Raw genomic sequence first — 18,170 nt, 5'->3', positions numbered from 1 at the left:
TCCAAAGTCACACGAAAACCAGTGTAGCACGTGAACCTGTGCAGTGCGATAATTGACGGGTTCATGAGCACCATTCCCCCCGAAGCCGTTCGCCCGCGCGCACCTCTCGTCATCGAGTTCCCCGAATCGCTGCCGGTCTCCGCGCGGCGCGACGAGATCGCCGCGGCCATCCAGGCCAACCAGGTGGTGATCGTCTGTGGCGAGACAGGGTCGGGCAAGACGACGCAGTTGCCCAAGATCGCCCTGCAACTGGGCCGCGGCAAGATCAACGCCGCGCCGGCGAACGGCAACGCGCCTGCGGTGCAGGGCCGGCTGATCGGCCACACGCAGCCGCGGCGCATCGCTGCGAGCTCGGTCGCCAAGCGCATCGCCGAGGAGTTGAAGACACCGCTCGGCGAGGTGGTCGGCTTCAAGGTGCGCTTCCAGGACCGGCTGAGCCGCGACGCCTCCGTCAAGCTGATGACCGATGGCATCCTGCTGGCGGAAACGCAGTCCGACCCGCTGCTGAAAGCCTACGACACGCTGATCATCGACGAGGCCCACGAGCGCTCGCTGAACATCGACTTCCTGCTGGGCTACCTGCGCGAGATCCTGCCGCGCCGGCCTGACCTGAAAGTCATCGTGACCTCGGCGACCATCGATGCGGACCGGTTTGCCACGCACTTCGCCTCCAAAAAAGGGCCAGCGCCGATCATCTACGTCTCGGGCCGCACCTTTCCGGTCGAGCAGCGCTGGCGCCCCTTCGAGGAATCCCGCGAGTACGACCTGAACAACGCCATTGCCGATGGCGTCGACGAGTTGTGGCGCGACCCGCACAACGCCGGCGACATCCTGATCTTCCTGCCCGGCGAACGCGAGATCCGCGAGGCGGCCGACCATCTGCGCAAGCACCTGGCGCACCTGCCGCTGTACCGCGGCGCCGAGGTGCTGCCCTTGTTCGCGCGCCTCTCGCAGGCCGAGCAGGACCGCATCTTCGAAGGCCACAGCGGTCGCCGCGTGGTGCTTGCCACCAACGTGGCCGAGACCTCGCTGACCGTGCCGGGCATCCGCTACGTGATCGATACGGGAACCGCGCGCGTCAAGCGCTACAGCTTCCGCAGCAAGGTCGAGCAGTTGCTGGTCGAGCCGATCAGCCAAGCGGCCGCCAACCAGCGTGCGGGGCGTTGCGGGCGGGTCGCAAACGGCATCTGCATCCGCCTCTATGACGAGAAGGACTTCGCGGGACGGCCGCGCTTCACCGATCCGGAAATCCTGCGCTCCTCGCTGGCCGGCGTGATCCTGCGGATGAAGTCGCTGCGGCTGGGCGACGTGTCGCGCTTTCCTTTTCTTGAATCGCCGTCGCCGCGGGCGATCGCGGATGGCTACCAGTTGCTCAACGAGCTTGGCGCGGTCGACGATTCCAACGAACTGACCGCGATCGGGGGCGAACTGGCCCGGCTGCCGCTCGATCCGCGCGTGGGCCGGATGATCCTGGAGGCGCGTTCGCGCGGGGCGCTGGAAGAGGTGCTGGTGATCGCGTCTGCGTTGAGCGTGCAGGACGTGCGGGACCGGCCAATGGAGGCGCAGCAACAGGCGGATCAGGCGCATGCGAAGTTCGATGATGAGCGCAGCGAGTTCAGTGGGTACTTGCAGCTTTGGACGTGGATTCATGCGGCGCGGGGGGGGCAGCCCTCGGCCCGGCCCTCTCCGGCAGGCGGGGGTGAGGGTCACCCGACTCACAAGCTCACCAACCGCCAATACGAACAACTCCTGCGCCAGAACTTCATCAACGTCCGCCGCGTGCGCGAATGGCGCGACACCCATTCGCAGTTGCTCACCGTCGTCACCGAGCACAAGTGGAAGATCAACACGCAGCCGGCCAGCTACGAGCATCTGCACCTGTCGATGCTGGCCGGCCTGCTCGGCAACGTCGGCTGGAAGGTCGAGGACGACGAGACCTACCTCGGCGCGCGCGGCATCAAGTTCTATCGCCATCCGGGCGCGCACCTGAAGAAGAAGCCGGGCCGCTGGATCGTGGTCGCCGAGCTGGTCGAGACCACGCGGCTGTTCGGCCGCGGGATCGCCAACATCGAGCCGCAGTGGCTGGAGCAGGTCGCAGGGCATCTGCTGAAGAAGCAACTGCTCGATCCGCATTGGGAGAAGAAGGGCGCGCAGGTCACCGCGCTGGAGCGCGCCACCCTGTATGGGCTGGTCATCTACAGCGGCCGTCGCGTCGACTTCACCCGCGTCGATCCAGTCGCGGCGCGCGAGATCTTCATACGGGAAGCGCTGGTCGGTGGCCAGTGGGACAGCAAGTTCCCTTTTCTTGCCGCCAACCGCAAGCTGGTGCGCGAGGTCGAGGGCCTGGAGCACAAGGCTCGCCGGCAGGACGTCTTGGTCGACGACGAACTCATCTTCGCCTTCTATGACGCGCAACTGCCGCCCGACGTGGCCAGCGGCATCAACTTCGAGAACTGGTACCGCCAGGCATCGGTCACGCAACCGCGCCTGCTGTTCCTCACGCGCGACGAACTCATGCGTCACCAGGCGGCCGGCATCACGACGCAATCCTTCCCGCCGACGATCCGGCTCGGCGGCGTCGATTGCGCGGCCACCTACCTGCACGAACCGGGCGATGCACGCGATGGCCTCACCGTCACGGTGCCGCTGTTCGTGCTCAACCAGGTCAGCGAGGAGCGCAGCGAATGGCTGGTCACCGGCATGCTCAAGGACAAGATCCAGGCGCTGCTCAAGAGCCTGCCGCAACGCCCGCGTTCCCGGCTGGTGCCCTTGCCTGAATCGGCATCGCGGCTGGCCGAGGAAATGGCGATGCCCGAGGCCTTCGGCGCCGGCTCGTTGACCGATGCGCTGCTGAAGAAGGTGCGCGACATCACCAGCCTCGACGTGAAGCGCGCCGACTTCAAGCTCGACATGCTGCCGCCACACCTGTTCATGAACCTGCGCGTCGTCGACGAGCATGGGCGCCAGCTCGGCATGGGGCGCAATCTGGGCGCTCTCAAGGCGGAGCTGGGGGCGCAGGCGCGCGGTGCGTTCCAGGCGCTGGCCGGGCTCAACGTCAAGAAGGCGCCGGACACGAAGCCCTCACCCGCCCCGGGTGGCCAGACCCCGGCGGCGCAAGGCGCAAGGGCGCCGGAGCCCGCGCTGCCAGCCGGCCAGCGCTACACCACCTGGACCTTCGGCGAACTGCCGGAGTTGATGGAAGTGCGGCGCGGCGCACAGTCGCTGGTCGGTTTTCCGGCCCTGGTCAATGACGGGCATGCGGACGGCGTCACCATCGAGGTGTTCGACGAGCCCGCCGTTGCGGCTGCCAGGCACCGCGCCGGGCTGCGCCGGCTCGTCGCCCTGCAACTCAAGGATGCGCTCAAGTACCTGGAGAAGAACATCCCCGACCTGCAGAAGATGGCCGTGCAGTTCATGCCCCTCGGCACGGTCGAGGAGTTGCGCGCACAGATCATCGATGTCGCGCTGGACCGCGCCTTCCTGCAGGAGCCATTGCCCACCGATGAATTTGCCTTCAGGCGCCGCATCGAGGAAGGTCGCGGCCGGCTGACCCTGATAGCCAACGAGGTCGCGCGGCTGGCGGGCACGATCCTCGTCGAGTACGCGACGGCGGCTCGCAAGATCAAGGACACCAAGGTGCAGCCCGATTCGGTGCAGGACGCCGCGCAGCAACTGCAACGCCTGGTCGGCAAGCGCTTCGTCGCCGACACGCCTTGGCCGCAGCTGCAGCATTTCGCACGCTACCTGAAGGCGATCACCGCACGGCTGGACAAGCTCCGCGCCGACCCCGCGCGCGACACCGCCCGGCTCGTCGAACTGAGGCCGCAGGAGCAAAGGTATTGGCGTCTGGTGGCGGAGCGCAAGGGCGCGGTCGACGACCGCATGCTGGAGTTCCGCTGGCTGCTGGAAGAGTTGCGCGTGAGCTTCTTTGCGCAGGAACTGCGCACGCCGCAGCCGGTGAGCGTGAAGCGTCTGGACAAGGCCTGGGCGCAGCTCAATACATGAAGGCCGCTTGCGCGCTTGTCGCAGGCAACCCACCGTGCCCAAGCCGTACTGGATGCCCGAGAGCGCACCGACACAGCGGGGAAAAGAGGGCCAACCGGGTGCTGGCCCGTTCGCCGCGCGCTATATGTGGCCGAGCACCGCCAGGATGACCACGACCACCAGCACCAGGCCCAGGCCGCCGCTCGGGCCGTAGCCCCAGTTGCGGCTGTAGCCCCAGCTTGGCAGCGCGCCGACCAGCAACAGGACCACCACGATCAGCAGGATCAACGAGAGCGACATGACCTTCTCCTAAGAGCTTTGCGAAGGAGTCCATGGTCAGCTCGCGCCGTCCGTCCGCGCCGGGGACAGACGGCCCTTCGGAGGTCAGGCGAAGTCGCCGCAGCGTGTCAGAGCCGGGCGAGTCGCTCCAGCGCCGAAAGCAGCGTCTCATCCTTCTTGGCGAAGCAGAAACGCACCACGCGCTGGTCGAAGCCATCGCCATAGAAGGCCGACAGCGGTATCGCAGCCACGCCGATCTCGCCGGTCAGCCAGAGGCAGAACTCCGACTCGGACAGGTCGCTCACCCCGGAAATGTCGACGCATTGGAAGTAGGTGCCCTGGCTCGGCAGCAAGCGCAGCCGTGTCTTCGCCAGGCCCGCGGCGAACAAGTCGCGTTTGCGCTGGTAGAAGGCCGGCAGTTCCAGGTAGGGCGCCGGATCGGCCATGAACTGCGCCAGTGCATGCTGCATCGGCGTGTTGACCGTGAAGACGTTGAACTGGTGCACCTTGCGGAACTCGGCCGTGAGCGGCGCCGGCGCGGCCACATAGCCGACCTTCCAGCCCGTCACGTGATAAGTCTTGCCAAAGCTGCTCACGATGAAGCTGCGTGCCGCCAGGCCCGGGTAGCGCGCCACGCTCTCATGCCGCAGCGGCGCATAGACCATGTGCTCGTACACCTCGTCGGCGATCACCAGCACCTCGGTGGGCGCGAGCAACGCCTCGAGGCGGCGCATCTCGGCATCGGTCCACACAGTCGCGCTCGGGTTGTGCGGCGTGTTGACGATGATCGCGCGCGTTCGGGGCGACAGGGCGGCCGCGATCTTGTCGAAGTCGGGCCGGAAGGTGCCCGGCGTCAGCGGCACGCGCACGACGATGCCGCCGGCCAGTTCGATGTTGGGCACGTAGCTGTCGTAGCAGGGTTCCAGCACGATCACTTCGTCGCCCGCCCGTACCACCGCGAGGATCGCCGTGATGATGGCCTGCGTCGCCCCGGCCGTGATCGTGATCTCGTCCGCCGCGCTGTAGCGGTGTCCGTAGAGCGCCTCGACCTTGCTGGCGATGGCGTTGCGCAAGGGCAGCACGCCGGGCATCGGCGGATACTGGTTGTGGCCGGCGGCCATGGCGTCGGTCACGGCCTGCAGCAGCTTCGGGTCGCAGCCGAAATCCGGAAAGCCCTGGCCCAGGTTCACCGCATTCTTCTCCGCGGCCAGCGCCGACATCACGGTGAAGATGGTCGTGCCGACGGACGGCAGCTTGGTGGTGATATCGGGGGTGCGTGGGGCGGCGATGACGGTTCTCATGGTGTCGTGGCTTGGGTGGTTCTTCGACATTGTGCAGTTCACATCCCGAAGTCCTCGTTGTGGCCGCTCAGGGCCTTGGCGATCAGGTTGCGGTCGAGCCGGTCGCTCAGCAGTTCCGCGAACTTGAAGACGAAGTTGCGCAGATAGGCGCTGCGCTTGAAAGCCACGCGCGCAATGTTCTGGCCAAAGATGTGCCCCATCGGCTTCACCACCAGGTCGGCATTGGTGTCGTCGCGCACCGCCATCTCGGCCACGATGCCCACGCCCAGCCCCAGGCGCACATAGGTCTTGATCACGTCCGAATCGATGGCCTCGAGCGCGATGCGCGGCGAAAGCTTCTTTGCCGCAAAGGCGTGGTCGATGCGGGTGCGCCCGGTGAAGGATGGGTGGTAGGTGATGATCGGTTCGTGGGCCAGGTCTTCGAGCGATACGCGCTCCTTGCCCGCCAGCGGATGGTCTTTCGGCAGCACCAGCACGTGCTGCCATTCGTAGCAGGGCAGGGTCACGAGTTCGGCATAGGCATCCAGCGACTCGGTCGCGATGCCGATCTCGGCCACCTCGTCGATCACCATGCGCGCCACCTGGTCGGGCGAGCCCTGGTGCAGGCTGACGTTGACCTTGGGGTAGGCCTCGCGCAACTTCGCCACCGGCACCGGCAGCACGTAGCGCGCCTGCGTGTGGGTGGTCGCGATGGACAGCGTGCCGCTGTCCTGCGCGCTGAACTGCTCGCCGATGCGCTTGAGGTTGCCTACCTCGCGCATGATGAGTTCGATGCTGGCGATGACGTGCTGGCCGGGCTCGGTCACGCGCTTCAGGCGCTTGCCGTGCCGCGCGAAGATCTCGACGCCGAGTTCTTCCTCGAGTTCGATGATCGCCTTGGAGACGCCTGGCTGCGAGGTATGCAGCGCCTTGGCCGCCTCGGTCAGGTTGAGATTGCGGCGCACCGCTTCCTGGACAAACTTGAATTGGTGCAGGTTCATAACGAATGGTGTCCTTATATGGATTTCATTATGCCGCCTGCGTCTATGGAAAGTGTTGCGTCTTAGCCATCCGGACACGCAATCCTGGCCAGGAGGTCAATCACCTCCGACTCCTCGCCAATGGCCTTTTGCAGCGTGAAGATGACTTCCCGGTGGGTGTCGGCACATTGCGCCATCAGCTTGGGCAGGTCTTCGCGCAGATGCTTCCCGATGCCGAGGAACAGCGGCACCACGCGCACGCTCGTTGCTCCCAGGCCCACCAGCTGGGCCACGGCGGTCGTCAGGTCGGGCGCGACCAGTTCAAGGTAGGCGCAACGCACGAGGGCCTCCGGGTGGCGCTCGGCGACGCGAAGGGCGACGGCCTCGATCGGCTCGCGCCAGCGCGCATCGCGCGACCCATGCGCGAACAACACGATGCCGCGCCTGGCCTGCATCGCTTCAGCGCCGCAGCACCAGCCAGCCGAAGGCGCCCAGGGACATCACCGAATAGATCATGCCCGGCGCGGCGGCCGTGAACCAGGGCGACCAGGTCCGCAGGTTGCCGATGTAGCCGAACACGTTGTTCAGCAGGAAGAAACTGATGCCGATCAGCACGCCGCCAAAGACATAGGTCGTGATGCCGGCCTGGCGAAAGTGCAGGTAGGCAAAGGGCAAGGCCAGCACCACCATCACCAGGCAGGACAGCGGATAGAACACCTTGCGCCAGAAGTCGATTTCATAGCGTTGCGTCTTCTGGCCGTTGGCGTTCAAGTGCCGGATGTAGGCGAACAGGTCGATCGTTGCCATGCGATCGGGCTTGAGCAAGGCCACGGAGACCATCTCGTGCGTGATGGTGCTGGGCCAGCGCAGCAGTGGTTCAGCCGTGGTGCGAATCTGCGCCTTCGTGTCGGCGCCGTTGGCATCGTAGGCTTGGCGCTCCACGCTCGTGAGCAGCCAGGTGCCGTCCGGCTCGATGCGGGCGGAGTCGGCGGAGGTCTGGGCGGTCAGGAAGCCCTTGGCATCGAACTCGAAGATCCGCGGGCTCGTCAGCGAGCCGTCGCGCCCCATGGACAGGACATTGACCGCATAGGACTTGTCGTCGCCCTTTTCGCGCAGCCAGGCGCCCGTGAGCCCGCTGGTGGTGAAGAGCCCCTGGTAGCGGGCCTTGACCAGCGTGGCGGTGCGGTCGCTGAAAGGCGCCACGTAGTCGCCCACCGCGAATGTCAGCACCACGAACCCGAGCCCGAGCACCAACAGCGTGCGCAGCGCCCGCCATGGCCCGAGTCCGCTGGTGCGCAGGATGGTGTATTCGGAGCTTTGCGCCAGGCGCGCCATCACGAAGATGGTGCCGATGAGCACTGCGATCGGCAGCAACTCGTAGAGATGGCTCGGCACCAGCAGCGAGACGTAGAGGATGGCCTGGGGCAAGCCGTAGCCAAGCGTGTTCGACGACTTGGTGACCGCCTGCAGCTCGTCGATGAAATCGAAGAAGAAGAACAGGCAAAGAAAGCCCAGTGCGACGAAGGCGACGGACTTCAGCACCTCGCCATAGATGAGTCGGCGTATGGTTTTCACGCAGTGGACGAAGCAATGGAGGAGCGGCGGCGCAGGCTGAAGCTCCAGTTGTTGTGGCGCTTGGCCAGCCATGCGACGGCGACCACGAAGACGCCTCCATGCAATGCCAGCAGGAAAGGCCCGGGTGCGATGCGGCCGGTGCCCACCCATCCCTGGCCAAGGTTCAGCATGTTGTAGTAGATGACGAATGCGAACAGCGCGAACAACAGGTTGCCGCTGCGTCCGACCCGCGGGTTCACGCTCGCCACCGCCAGCGCCAGCAGCACGAAATTGCACGCGGCCAGCAACATGCCCAATCGCCATGACAGTTCCGCGCGGCCGGGCAGCGCGCTGCTGGCCAGCAGGGCCACCGTGGTCTGGGCGCGCGGCGGCAGGGCATCGGGCGAGGTCGCCGCGTTGGAGCCGACCCGGGCGCCATAGGTCTTGAATTCGCTGATCTTCAGGCCTGCTGACTTGTCGAAGGGCCGCTCCAGTCGCTGGCCGTTGCTCAGCATCAGGAAGCGCGCGTTGTCGATCGTCTCGATCCGGCCGCTTCGCGCGGAAGTGATCAACTGGCGATTGCGTTCGATCGACGAGATGAACACGTTCGATGCCGTGCTGTCGTCGGCGGTGTCCTTGTCGATGAAGAACACCCGGTTGCGGCCGGAGGACTCCTGGAACTCACCGGGCGCGATGCGGTCGATGTCGCTGCGGCGCTCGTACTGGTCGCGCATGCCCTGGGTCTGCGAGTTGGCCCACGGCCAGGCGACGAAGGCCAGCATGGCGATCAACACCAGGATCGGCCAGGCAAAGCGCAGGATCGGCCAGGTGAAGTTGGCCAGGCCGCGGCCGCTGGAGAACCAGATGATCATTTCGCTGTCGCCGTACATGCGCGACAGCGTGCCGACGATGGAGATGAACAGGCTGAGGCTCAGGATGGTCGGCAGGTAGCCGAGCACCGTGTAGGTCATCACCAGGAACACTTCCGCCGGATCGACGCTGCCCTTGGACGCCAGGCCCAGGGTGCGGATCAGCATCATCGTCATCACGATGGTGACAAGGACCACCAGCGTGGCCCCGAAGCTGCGCGACAGCTCCTTGCGTAGGGAGGAATGGAATAACATCGTTCAGGAAAAGAAGGATTATGGACTTTCAACTCAAGACACTCTCCATTGCCCAGGCCGCCACCGAAAAGGCCGATGCGCTGATCGTGCTCGCGGCATCCCCTGGCGACGAGGCCACGGGGCCCCTGGCAAGCCTGCTCGCGCAAGCGCGCGAATCGGAAGACCTTCCCGCCAAGGCCGGCAAGCTGCTGCAACTCTACCGGCCCGAGGGCGTCACGGCGCCGCGCGTGGTGCTGGTATCGGTCGGCGACGGCGCGGCCGCGTCGGTGCGCAGCGCGGTCAGCGCTGGCGTGCAGGCGGTCAAGGCCGCCAACCCCAAGCGGGTTGTAGTGGTGTTCGCGCAGCCCCTTGACGCCGCCGGACTCCAGCAGGCAATGCAGGCCGCTGCCGATGCCACCTATGTCTACACGACGACCAAGCCCAAGGCCGATGCACGCACCGTGCGGCAACTGGTGCTGGGCGTGCCCGACGCGGCCTCGCTGGAAGCGGCCTTCCGGGCGTCGTCTGCCACGGTGGCAGGCATCGAATTCGCCAAGGAGTGGGGCAACCGCCCGGCCAACCATTGCACGCCGGCCTTGCTGGGCGAGGCCGCGAAGGCGCTGACGGAGTTTCCGCGCATCAAGTGCGAAGTGCTCGGCCCCAAGGAGGTTGCCAAGCTGGGCATGGGCTCCTTTGCTGCGGTGGCGCAGGGTTCGACGCAGCCGCTTCGCTTCATCGTGTTGGAGTACCACGGCGCGGGCAAGTCCGATGCGCCGGTGGTGCTGGTGGGCAAGGGCATCACCTTCGACACGGGCGGTGTCTCGCTCAAGCCCGCGGCCGAGATGGACGAGATGAAGTTCGACATGTGCGGCGCGGCCAGCGTGCTGGGCGTGTTCCGTGCGTTGGCCGAATGCAAGCCGGCCATCAACGTGGTCGGGCTGATCCCCTCGTGCGAGAACATGAACGACGGTGCGGCGCTGAAGCCCGGCGACGTCGTGACCAGCATGAGCGGCCAGACCATCGAGGTGCTCAACACCGACGCCGAAGGCCGGCTGATCCTCTGCGACGCGCTGAGCTATGCCAAGCGCTTCGAACCCGCCGCAGTGATCGACATTGCCACCCTGACCGGCGCCTGCGTGGTCGCGCTCGGCGGTGTGCGCAGCGGCTTGTTCTCCACGGATGACAAACTGGCCGCGGCGCTCGAAGCGGCGGGCGAGCAATCGCTGGATCGCTGCTGGCGCCTGCCGCTCGACGAGGACTATGCGGAGGGTCTCAAGAGCAATTTTGCCGACGTGGCCAATATCGCCGGGCGGGCCGGCGGGGCGATCACCGCCGCCAAGTTCCTGCAACGCTTTGCCGGTGACTTCGCCTGGGCGCACCTGGACATCGCGGGCACGGCGTGGAAGAGCGGGGCGGCCAAGGGTTCGACGGGCCGTCCGGTCGGCTTGCTGATGGCCTACCTGCTCGACCGGGCCGCAGCTGAGGCGCCGGTTGCTCTAGCCGCGCCAGCCGTGCCACGCAAGCGCAAGACCCGGTGAGGAAGCTTCGCGCGTGACCGAGATCGACTTTCATTTCAATGCCGTCGACAAGGTCAGCCATGCCTGCAGGCTGCTGCGCAAGGCGGTCGTCGCGGGCGGGGCGAAAGTCGTGCTCGTGGCCGACGACGCCATGCTCGATGCGGTCGATGCGGCGCTGTGGCAGTTCTCGGCGGTCGACTTCATCGGTCATTGCCGCAGCGACAGTGAAGCGCACATCGTCGCCCGTTCCGCCGTCGTCCTTGCCGCCGCGGATGCGACCGGCTTGCCGCACCAGCAGGTGATGGTGAACCTCGGCGACGGGGTGCCGGCCGGCTTCGAGCGCTTCGAGCGCCTGATCGAAGTGGTGACGGGAGACGAGGCCGATCGGGTCGCAAGCCGCGCGCGCTGGCGCCATTACGCGGAACGCGGCTACGCGCTCAAGCGCCACGACCTGGCCGGAGGCGCCGCCTGATGGCCGGGCCGACACGAACCCCACCGCGTTTCGTGCCGACGCTCACGACCGTCGTGGAGCCATCGTCGCTCCTTTCGGCCGTGGCGGCCGATGCGACACCGGCCGCGCCCGAGATGCCGCCCGCCCGGCTCCCTGAATCGCCGCTGGCATTCCACAGCGCCTCGGAGGAGCGGGCCGCTCTCATGCCCACCGCGATGGTGTCGGACGCCGACGCTTTCCGGTTCGAAGAGGGGTTGTTGCACCGCGTGCTGCAGCGCATCGACCTCTCCCTGGAAGCGCGCCTGACCGACACCGTGTCGGCGGCGGTGCAGCAGCAACTGGACGCGATGTTGCCGCGCTTGCGCGATGAAATCGAAGGCGTTTTGCGCGAATTGGTGGTCGAGGCGCTGGCCCGGGAACTTGCGGAAAACACAGGGTCTACTACAGGTCAGCGCACTTAACCATTCAGATACACTCCGCGCCGGGTCGAGGGCGCGAGGGCGCCGTGAGGCGGACAAGGCGCGGATTTTGCTCTGTGTCTTGCCCGGTTCAATCGACCGGTTTTTTTGTGTTTTTTCATCCATGTTCTGGAGGTTCCCATGCAATTGAAATGGACTGCGGTCGCCCTGGCTGCTCTTACGCTAGTGGCTTGCGGCAAGAAGGAAGAAGCTGCCGCTCCCGCAGCGACGCCGGCGCCCACCGCATCTGCTCCCGCGCCCGCCGCACCTCCTGCCGGTGAATCGATCGTCGTCAAGATCGGTCACGTTGGCCCCACCAGCGGCCCCATTGCCCACCTCGGCAAGGACAACGAACTCGGCGCCAAGATGGCCATCGAAGACCTGAACGCCAAGGGCATCAAGATCGGCGACAAGGTTGCCAAGTTCGAACTGCTGGCCGAAGACGACGCCGGCGATCCGAAGCAAGGCACGGCAGTGGCCCAGAAGCTGATCGACAGCAAGGTCAACGGCATCGTGGGTCACTTGAATTCGGGCACCACCATCCCCGCGTCCAAGCTGTACAGCGACGCCGGCATCCCGCAAATCTCGCCGTCGGCAACCAACCCGAAGTACACGCGTCAAGGCTTCAAGACCACGTTCCGCGTGGTGGCTGACGACACGCAACTCGGCGGTACGCTGGGCAAGTACTCCGTCGAAACGCTCAAGGGCAAGAACATTGCCGTGATCGACGACCGCACGGCCTACGGCCAGGGCGTGGCCGAAGAGTTCGAGAAGTCGGCCAAGGCCTCGGGCGCGACCATCGTCGGCCACGAGTTCACCACTGCCAACTCGACCGACTTCAACGCCATCCTGACCAAGCTCAAGGGCGCCAAGCCCGACGTCTTGTTCTTCGGCGGCATGGACGCCGTTGCCGGCCCGATGCTCAAGCAAGTCAAGCAACTCGGCATGACCGTCAAGTTCATGGGCGGCGACGGCATGTGCACCAACGAGTTGCCCAAGCTGGCTGGCGATGCCGTCGGCGAAGAAATGGTCTATTGCGCCGAAGCCGGCGGTGTGGACGGCGATTTCAAGGCGCCGCTGGATGCCTGGAAGGCCAAGTTCAAGGAAAAGAACGGCGTCGAAGTGCAGATCTATGCGCCGTACGTCTATGACGCCGTGAACGTGATGGCAACCGCCATGGTCAACGCCAAGTCTTCGGACCCGGCCGTTTACCTGCCTGAAGTCGGCAAGGTCCAGTACAACGGCCTGACCGGGCCGATCGCTTTCGACGAGAAGGGCGACATCAAGAACGGCGCCCTCACGCTTTACACCTACAAGGGCGGTGTGCGCACGCAAATCGCCGTTGTGCGTTGAGTTGAGTTGCTCGTCAAAACGTGAAAAAGGGGCCCCTTCGGGCCCCTTTTTTTACATTTGGAACTTGCAAATTCACAATTTCGGGCTCATTGTGGGCACGGCTAGTGGTTTCTCCATGGGTCTCCTAACCACAGATCCTTAGGCCCGCATCGTGCGGGCCTCTTTTTTTCCACTTGCCAGAGGGACACGTGGCGATGCAAGGGACCGGTTCAGCACTCGGCCGGCGTGACCGTCAGTCCTTGCAATGGCGCGGCGACAACTGTCAGGACAGGGCGATCGACGGTCGTAAATGTATCGAGTTGCTGCCATGCGGGATCACCAGCCGCCGATGAGCCAGACGAAGCCGAAGTCGCCGGGTAGGGCGCGCATCTTCAGCCCCGCTCGCCCCAGGAGCGCTCGATCACCTTCCTGAATTCGACCTCCGTCCCGAGCGTGCCGAAGGCAAGGCCCCAGTCGCCGCCGAGCCGCGAGGCGCAGAACGCCTGCGACACATATGACGGGCTGAAGCGCAGCAGCAGCGAGGCCTGCAGCGCCAGCGCCGTCTTCTCGACGAGGCGGCGCGCGATGCCTTCCATCTGGTCGCGGCGTCCGATGGCGGTGCGCAGCCAGGCCGTGGTGCGGTCGAGGTGCGCGTCCATGCCCCTGGCCAGTTCGATCTCCTGCAGCACGGGCAACAGCGCGTCCGGATCGCGGTCGACGGCGCGCAGCACGTCGAGGCAGATCACGTTGCCGCTGCCTTCCCACACGCTCTGCACCGGCGCCTCGCGGTAGAAGCGCGGCATCATCGAATCCTCGATGTAGCCGAAGCCGCCGTGGCACTCCAGCGCCTCGAAGGCGTTGGCGCTGGCGCGCTTGGCCAGCCAGTACTTGGCGATGGCGGTGACGACGCGCGAGAAGCGGGCCTCGTTGTCATCGGTGGCGGCGCGGTCGATGCTGCCGGCCAGGCGCATCAGCAGGGCCGTCGCGGCTTCGGATTCGAGCGCGAGGTCGGCCAGCACGTTGCTCATCAACGGCTTGTCCACCAGCTTGGCGCCGAAGGCCGAGCGTTGCTGCGTGTGATGCAGCGCGCGGAACAGGGTCTGCCGCATGATGCCCGCGGAGATCGAGGCGCAACCCAGCCGCGTGAGGCTGACCATCTCGATGATGGTGCGGATTCCCTTGCCTTCGTCGCCGACACGCCAGGCCAGCGTGCCGTTGTATTCGATCTCGCTGGACGGGTTGGAGCGGTTGCCCAACTTGTCCTTGAGCCGCATGATCGAGAAGCGGTTGCGCGTGCCGTCGGGTAGCCAGAAGGGCACGAGGAAGCATGAGATCTGGCCCGGCGAGCCTTCGATCTGGGCCACCGTGAGGAAGCAATCCACCATGGGCGCCGAAAAGAACCACTTGTGGCCGGTGAGTTCGTAGACGCCGGCCTCCTGCGTCGGCCGCGCCACCGTCGTGTTGGCGCGCAGGTCGGAGCCACCCTGCTTTTCCGTCATGGCCATGCCGATCAGGGCCGCGGTCTTTTCCGATGACGGGCGATAGCGCGGGTCGTAGCTGGTGGAGGTGAGCAGCGGTTCCCACTGCGCGCTGAGCGCGGGGTTGTTGCGCAGCACCGGCACGCCGGCATAGGTCATGTGCAGCGGGCAGAGCGAGCCGCTTTCCACCTGCGCCATCAGCATGCTCGATGCGGCGCGCGCGACGTGGCTGCCGGCCTGCGGATTGCGCCAGGGCAGTGAATGCACCTCATGGCGGCGCGCGAGGCGCATCAGTTCGTGCCACGAGTGATGCAACTGCACTTCGTTGATGCGATGGCCGTAGTTGTCGTGCGTGTGCAGTTCGGGCACGTAGCGGTTGGCCATGTAGCCGTGGCGGATCGCCTCCGGGTCGGACAGGTCCTTGGCGAAGGCGTCGAGTCGCGGTGCGGCCCAGGCGGCGCCTTCGCGCGCCAGCCCTTCGCGCAACGCGTGGTCGCGGGCCAGCAGGTTGTAGCCGCCGTAGGGCGTCGGCTGGTTGAAGACTTCATGCGTGCCGTGGGCAGCATGGCGCGCGGCGGCCCGCGGTGCGGGTTCGGCGGCGAGAGCGGTGGCTTCGGTCATCGGGGCTTGCCTCATTCAGGGTTTGTTCGGAACGGATCGGATTAAATCAAATGATTTATTCGGTGTAAAGCACTTGACTTAAAGATTGGCTGATTCCAGAATCGGCTCCATGGTCACGACGACGAATCCCTCCGCCGGCAAGGCAAGGCGCAAAAGCGGCGCCGCGCCGGCCCCCAGCCTCGACAGCGCCGACGTGCTGCTCGTCACGGCGCAGCAGCTCTTTGCCGAGAAAGGCATCGATGCGGTGTCGATGCGCGAGATCGCCCGCGAATCCGGCCAGCGCAACAACTCGGCGCTGCACTACCACTTCGGCTCCAAGGAAGCGCTGATCCAGGCGATCCTGCAGCGGGGCATGGTGAAGATCGACGGCTTGCGCAACGACTACCTCGACCGCGTGTTCGTCGAGCAGCGACACACCGACTTGCGCGCGCTGGTCGAGGCCATCGTGTGGCCGCTGGCAACGGGCCTCGCGACCACGCAAGTGAACTCGTACAACCGCTTCCTCGCGGCGGCGCAAATGCATCCGGAAGTCGACCTCGCAGGATCGACGCGCGAGGATGGTGAGCGAGGTTTTCGCCGCATCCAGGACATGCTCGAGCCCTTGCTGCCCGCCGTGCCGCCGCTGCTGTTGCGCCAGCGCTTTCTTGCTGCCGTGGCCTTCGTGATCTTCAGCCTGGCCGACTTCGAGCGTCTCAAGACGCGGCGCGGCAAGAACAACCGCGGCTTCGACCTGCAGCGCGCCGTCGAGAACCTCATCGACATGCTGTGCGGGGCCATCTCGGCGCCGGTCTCGCCGCAGGTCGCGCAGCGCGTGGCCGAGCACGACCCACCCAAACCCTTTTCCGCCAGGGCCAAAGCGACGCCGTAGAAGCGTCGGGCCCGGCGGGCTTTTATTACCGCCTTTCGAACAATCAGGAGACAACGATGATCAAGGTAATCGGCATGCTGCTCGCGTGCTTCACGGCCTTCGCGCAACCGGTTGCGGCGCAAGAGGCCTTCCCCGGCAAGCCCATCCGCATCGTGGTGCCGTACACGCCGGGTGGTCCGACCGATACAGTGGCGCGCGTGGTGGGCCGCTCGGTCTCGACCCAGTTCGGGCAGCCGGTCATCGTCGAGAACAAGCCCGGCGCCGCAAGCACCATCGGCACCAACTACGTGGTGCACCAGCCGGCCGACGGCTACACGCTGGTGCTGGTGGCGGCGCACGTCGTCACCAACTCGGCGATGGGCATGCAGATGCCTTACGACCCGCTCAAGGACCTCACGCCCATCGGCGCGCTGACCTGGATGCCCATCCTGGTGGCCGCCAACCCGAGCGTGCCTGCAAAGGATCTCAAGTCGCTGATCGACTGGATCCGCAAGCAGGACAAGCCGGTGCAGTACGCCAGCCCCGGCGAAGGCACGATGACGCAGTTCTGGGGCGAGATGTTTGCGCAGCGCAACAAGCTGAGCCTGCAGCATGTGCCTTACAAGGGCTCGGCCGAAGCAGCGCGCGCAGCGGTCGGCGGCGACGTGCCGCTGCTGTTCGACGTGGCCGGCATCACCGCCACCATGATCGCGCAGGGCAAGCTCACCGGCATCGTCACGCCCGGCAGCCAGCGCGCACCCGGCCTGCCGAACCTGCAGACCGCCCGCGAAGCCGGCGTGCCCGACATGGAGGCCAACAGCTTTCTGGGCCTCATGGGCCCGGCCAACCTGCCGGTGGCCGTGCGCGACAAGCTCAATGCCGCCGTCAACCGTGCGCTCAAGGATCCCGAAGTGGTCGCAGCCGTCAGCGGCCTCGGCCTGACGCCAGCGGGCGGCACGCCCGACGAGTTCGGCAAGCTGCTCGCGTCCGAACTCAAGCGCTGGACAGAAGTGGGACGCGTCGCCGGCATCAAGGCCAGCAACTGACCATGCAAGAAACAGCAGACCAGCGGCCGCTCGCCGGAGTGCGCGTCGTCGAGTTCGGCCAGTTCATCGCCGGGCCGGGCGCGACGCAGATCCTCGCGGACCTTGGCGCCGATGTCATCAAGATCGAAAGCCCGAACGGCGACAACGGCCGGCGCTTTGGCGTCAGTGAAGCCACGAAGGGGCGTAGCGGGCTCTTCATGGCCTACAACCGCGGCAAGCGTTCCATCGTGGTCGACATGCGGCAAGCGGAAGGCCTGGCGATTGCGCGCGACCTGGCCTTGAAGGCGGATGTGGTCGTGCAGAACACGCGCGCGGGGGTCATGGAGTCGCTCGGGCTCGACGCCGGCGCGCTGCGCAAGGAGAAGCCGGGGCTGGTCCATGCGTCGATCTCGGGCTTTGGCTCCTTCGGCCCGTCGCGCAAGCGGCCCGGATTGGACATCGCGGCGCAGGCCGAGAGCGGGATGATGTCGATCACCGGCGAACGCGGCGGTTCACCCTTGAAGGCCGGCTTCCCGGTGGCCGATGTGTCAACGGCCAATGCCACAGCCAGCGCGATCCTCGCTGCGCTGTTTCGCCAAGCGCGCACCGGGCAGGGCGAGACCATCGAGACTTCGCTGCTCGCGGTCGCCATCTCGATGCAGGCGCAGATCTGGGCCGAGTACCAGTGCACCGGCAAGCTACCCGTGCGCTTTGGCAACGCCCAGCCGCTGGTCGCTCCGGCCGCTGACGTGATTGCGGTGCAGGACGGCCACATCGTCATCTCTGCCTATATGGACGACCACTGGCGTCGCTTGTGCAAGGCCATCGGCCTGCCTGCGCTCGCCATGGATCCCCTCTACGCAACCAATAACGATCGCGTGCGCAACCGCCCGGGCTTGATGGAGGTGCTGGGGCGCGAGCTCGGCCGCTACACCGGCGAGGAAGCGCGCGCGCTGCTTGAACGGCATGAGGTGGTCGTCGGCGTGGTTCGCGACTACACGCAGGTGCTGGCCAGTGCGGACGTGCAGGCGAGCGGGGTGTTCCAGGCGGTCGGGGATGGGCATGGTGGCGAACTGAAGCTGCCGGGCCTGCCTTTCCTGCTCGGCGAAGCGCTGGCCGATGGCCCGATGCCCGTCGTGCCGCGACTGGGCGAACACACGGCCGAGGTGCTGGCGCAGGCCGGCTACAGCGCGGACGACATCTCGCGGCTGCAAGCCGGCGGTGTGGTCGGTACGGCGCCCTGCTCGCTCGCGGCCTGAAG

15 protein-coding genes are annotated in these 18,170 nt (G+C 66.1%); 8 read left to right on the top strand and 7 right to left on the bottom strand.

Features of this window, described 5'->3' with window-relative positions; translation table 11 throughout:
- The first annotated feature begins 63 nt into the window (after window positions 1-63).
- The gene (gene hrpA, locus HCU76_RS04790) at window positions 64-4,005 is read left to right on the top strand and encodes an ATP-dependent RNA helicase HrpA (RefSeq protein WP_218508601.1); all 3,942 of its coding nucleotides are present in this window, start codon (window positions 64-66) and stop codon (window positions 4,003-4,005) included.
- 120 nt (window positions 4,006-4,125) lie between these two features.
- Here the strand turns inward: hrpA and HCU76_RS04785 are convergent, their stop codons facing one another.
- From HCU76_RS04785 to lptF, 6 genes are all read right to left on the bottom strand, one after another.
- Window positions 4,126-4,284, bottom strand: a complete 159-nt coding sequence (locus HCU76_RS04785; protein ID WP_213954851.1) for a DUF3309 family protein — start codon at window positions 4,282-4,284, stop codon at window positions 4,126-4,128.
- A 107-nt stretch (window positions 4,285-4,391) separates the two neighbouring features.
- Window positions 4,392-5,564: a pyridoxal phosphate-dependent aminotransferase gene (locus tag HCU76_RS04780; protein ID WP_213954852.1), complete on the bottom strand. Its 1,173-nt coding sequence runs from the start codon at window positions 5,562-5,564 to the stop codon at window positions 4,392-4,394.
- Between the two features lie 38 nt (window positions 5,565-5,602).
- The gene (locus HCU76_RS04775) at window positions 5,603-6,544 is read right to left on the bottom strand and encodes a CysB family HTH-type transcriptional regulator (RefSeq protein ID WP_213954853.1); all 942 of its coding nucleotides are present in this window, start codon (window positions 6,542-6,544) and stop codon (window positions 5,603-5,605) included.
- Between the two features lie 62 nt (window positions 6,545-6,606).
- On the bottom strand, window positions 6,607-6,978 hold the full coding sequence (locus HCU76_RS04770) for a sirohydrochlorin chelatase (RefSeq protein WP_213954854.1): 372 nt from the start codon (window positions 6,976-6,978) through the stop codon (window positions 6,607-6,609).
- Between the two features lie 4 nt (window positions 6,979-6,982).
- Window positions 6,983-8,098, bottom strand: a complete 1,116-nt coding sequence (gene lptG / locus HCU76_RS04765; protein ID WP_213954855.1) for an LPS export ABC transporter permease LptG — start codon at window positions 8,096-8,098, stop codon at window positions 6,983-6,985.
- Window positions 8,095-9,201: an LPS export ABC transporter permease LptF gene (lptF, locus tag HCU76_RS04760; RefSeq protein WP_213954856.1), complete on the bottom strand. Its 1,107-nt coding sequence runs from the start codon at window positions 9,199-9,201 to the stop codon at window positions 8,095-8,097. The genes lptG and lptF overlap by 4 nt, the downstream gene beginning before the upstream one ends.
- A 20-nt stretch (window positions 9,202-9,221) precedes the next feature.
- On the opposite strand from lptF, the gene HCU76_RS04755 reads away from it, so the two are divergent.
- The 4 genes from HCU76_RS04755 (at window position 9,222) to HCU76_RS04740 (ending at window position 12,959) form a co-directional block, all read left to right on the top strand.
- Window positions 9,222-10,718, top strand: a complete 1,497-nt coding sequence (locus tag HCU76_RS04755; RefSeq protein ID WP_213954857.1) for a leucyl aminopeptidase — start codon at window positions 9,222-9,224, stop codon at window positions 10,716-10,718.
- A gap of 13 nt (window positions 10,719-10,731) precedes the next feature.
- A complete protein-coding gene (locus HCU76_RS04750; RefSeq protein ID WP_213954858.1) occupies window positions 10,732-11,169 on the top strand; it encodes a DNA polymerase III subunit chi in 438 nt (145 codons plus the stop codon).
- A 32-nt stretch (window positions 11,170-11,201) separates the two neighbouring features.
- Window positions 11,202-11,609 carry a hypothetical protein gene (locus HCU76_RS04745; RefSeq protein ID WP_345944658.1) on the top strand — a complete coding sequence of 136 codons (408 nt, stop codon included), beginning with the start codon at window positions 11,202-11,204 and terminating at the stop codon, window positions 11,607-11,609.
- 138 nt (window positions 11,610-11,747) lie between these two features.
- Window positions 11,748-12,959 (top strand): branched-chain amino acid ABC transporter substrate-binding protein, encoded by a 1,212-nt coding sequence (locus HCU76_RS04740; protein WP_213954860.1) that lies wholly within the window; start codon window positions 11,748-11,750, stop codon window positions 12,957-12,959.
- 371 nt (window positions 12,960-13,330) lie between these two features.
- Here HCU76_RS04740 and HCU76_RS04735 read toward each other — a convergent pair whose 3' ends face one another.
- Window positions 13,331-15,037 (bottom strand): acyl-CoA dehydrogenase family protein, encoded by a 1,707-nt coding sequence (locus HCU76_RS04735; RefSeq protein WP_218508600.1) that lies wholly within the window; start codon window positions 15,035-15,037, stop codon window positions 13,331-13,333.
- Between the two features lie 109 nt (window positions 15,038-15,146).
- On the opposite strand from HCU76_RS04735, the gene HCU76_RS04730 reads away from it, so the two are divergent.
- Genes HCU76_RS04730 through HCU76_RS04720 form a run of 3 tightly spaced genes read left to right on the top strand, consistent with a single transcriptional unit; the run spans window position 15,147 to window position 18,168 of the window.
- A complete protein-coding gene (locus tag HCU76_RS04730) occupies window positions 15,147-15,905 on the top strand; it encodes a TetR/AcrR family transcriptional regulator (protein ID WP_218508599.1) in 759 nt (252 codons plus the stop codon).
- A 56-nt stretch (window positions 15,906-15,961) separates the two neighbouring features.
- On the top strand, window positions 15,962-16,930 hold the full coding sequence (locus tag HCU76_RS04725; RefSeq protein WP_213954863.1) for a tripartite tricarboxylate transporter substrate binding protein: 969 nt from the start codon (window positions 15,962-15,964) through the stop codon (window positions 16,928-16,930).
- Between the two features lie 2 nt (window positions 16,931-16,932).
- Window positions 16,933-18,168 (top strand): CaiB/BaiF CoA-transferase family protein, encoded by a 1,236-nt coding sequence (locus tag HCU76_RS04720; protein ID WP_213954864.1) that lies wholly within the window; start codon window positions 16,933-16,935, stop codon window positions 18,166-18,168.
- The last annotated feature ends 2 nt before the right edge of the window (window positions 18,169-18,170 follow it).

The organism is Variovorax sp. dw_308, assembly GCF_019207085.1.
Classification (GTDB): domain Bacteria; phylum Pseudomonadota; class Gammaproteobacteria; order Burkholderiales; family Burkholderiaceae_C; genus Variovorax.
The sequence above is the reverse complement of the archived record's forward strand: the minus strand, read 5'-3'. Positions and strand labels throughout refer to the sequence as shown.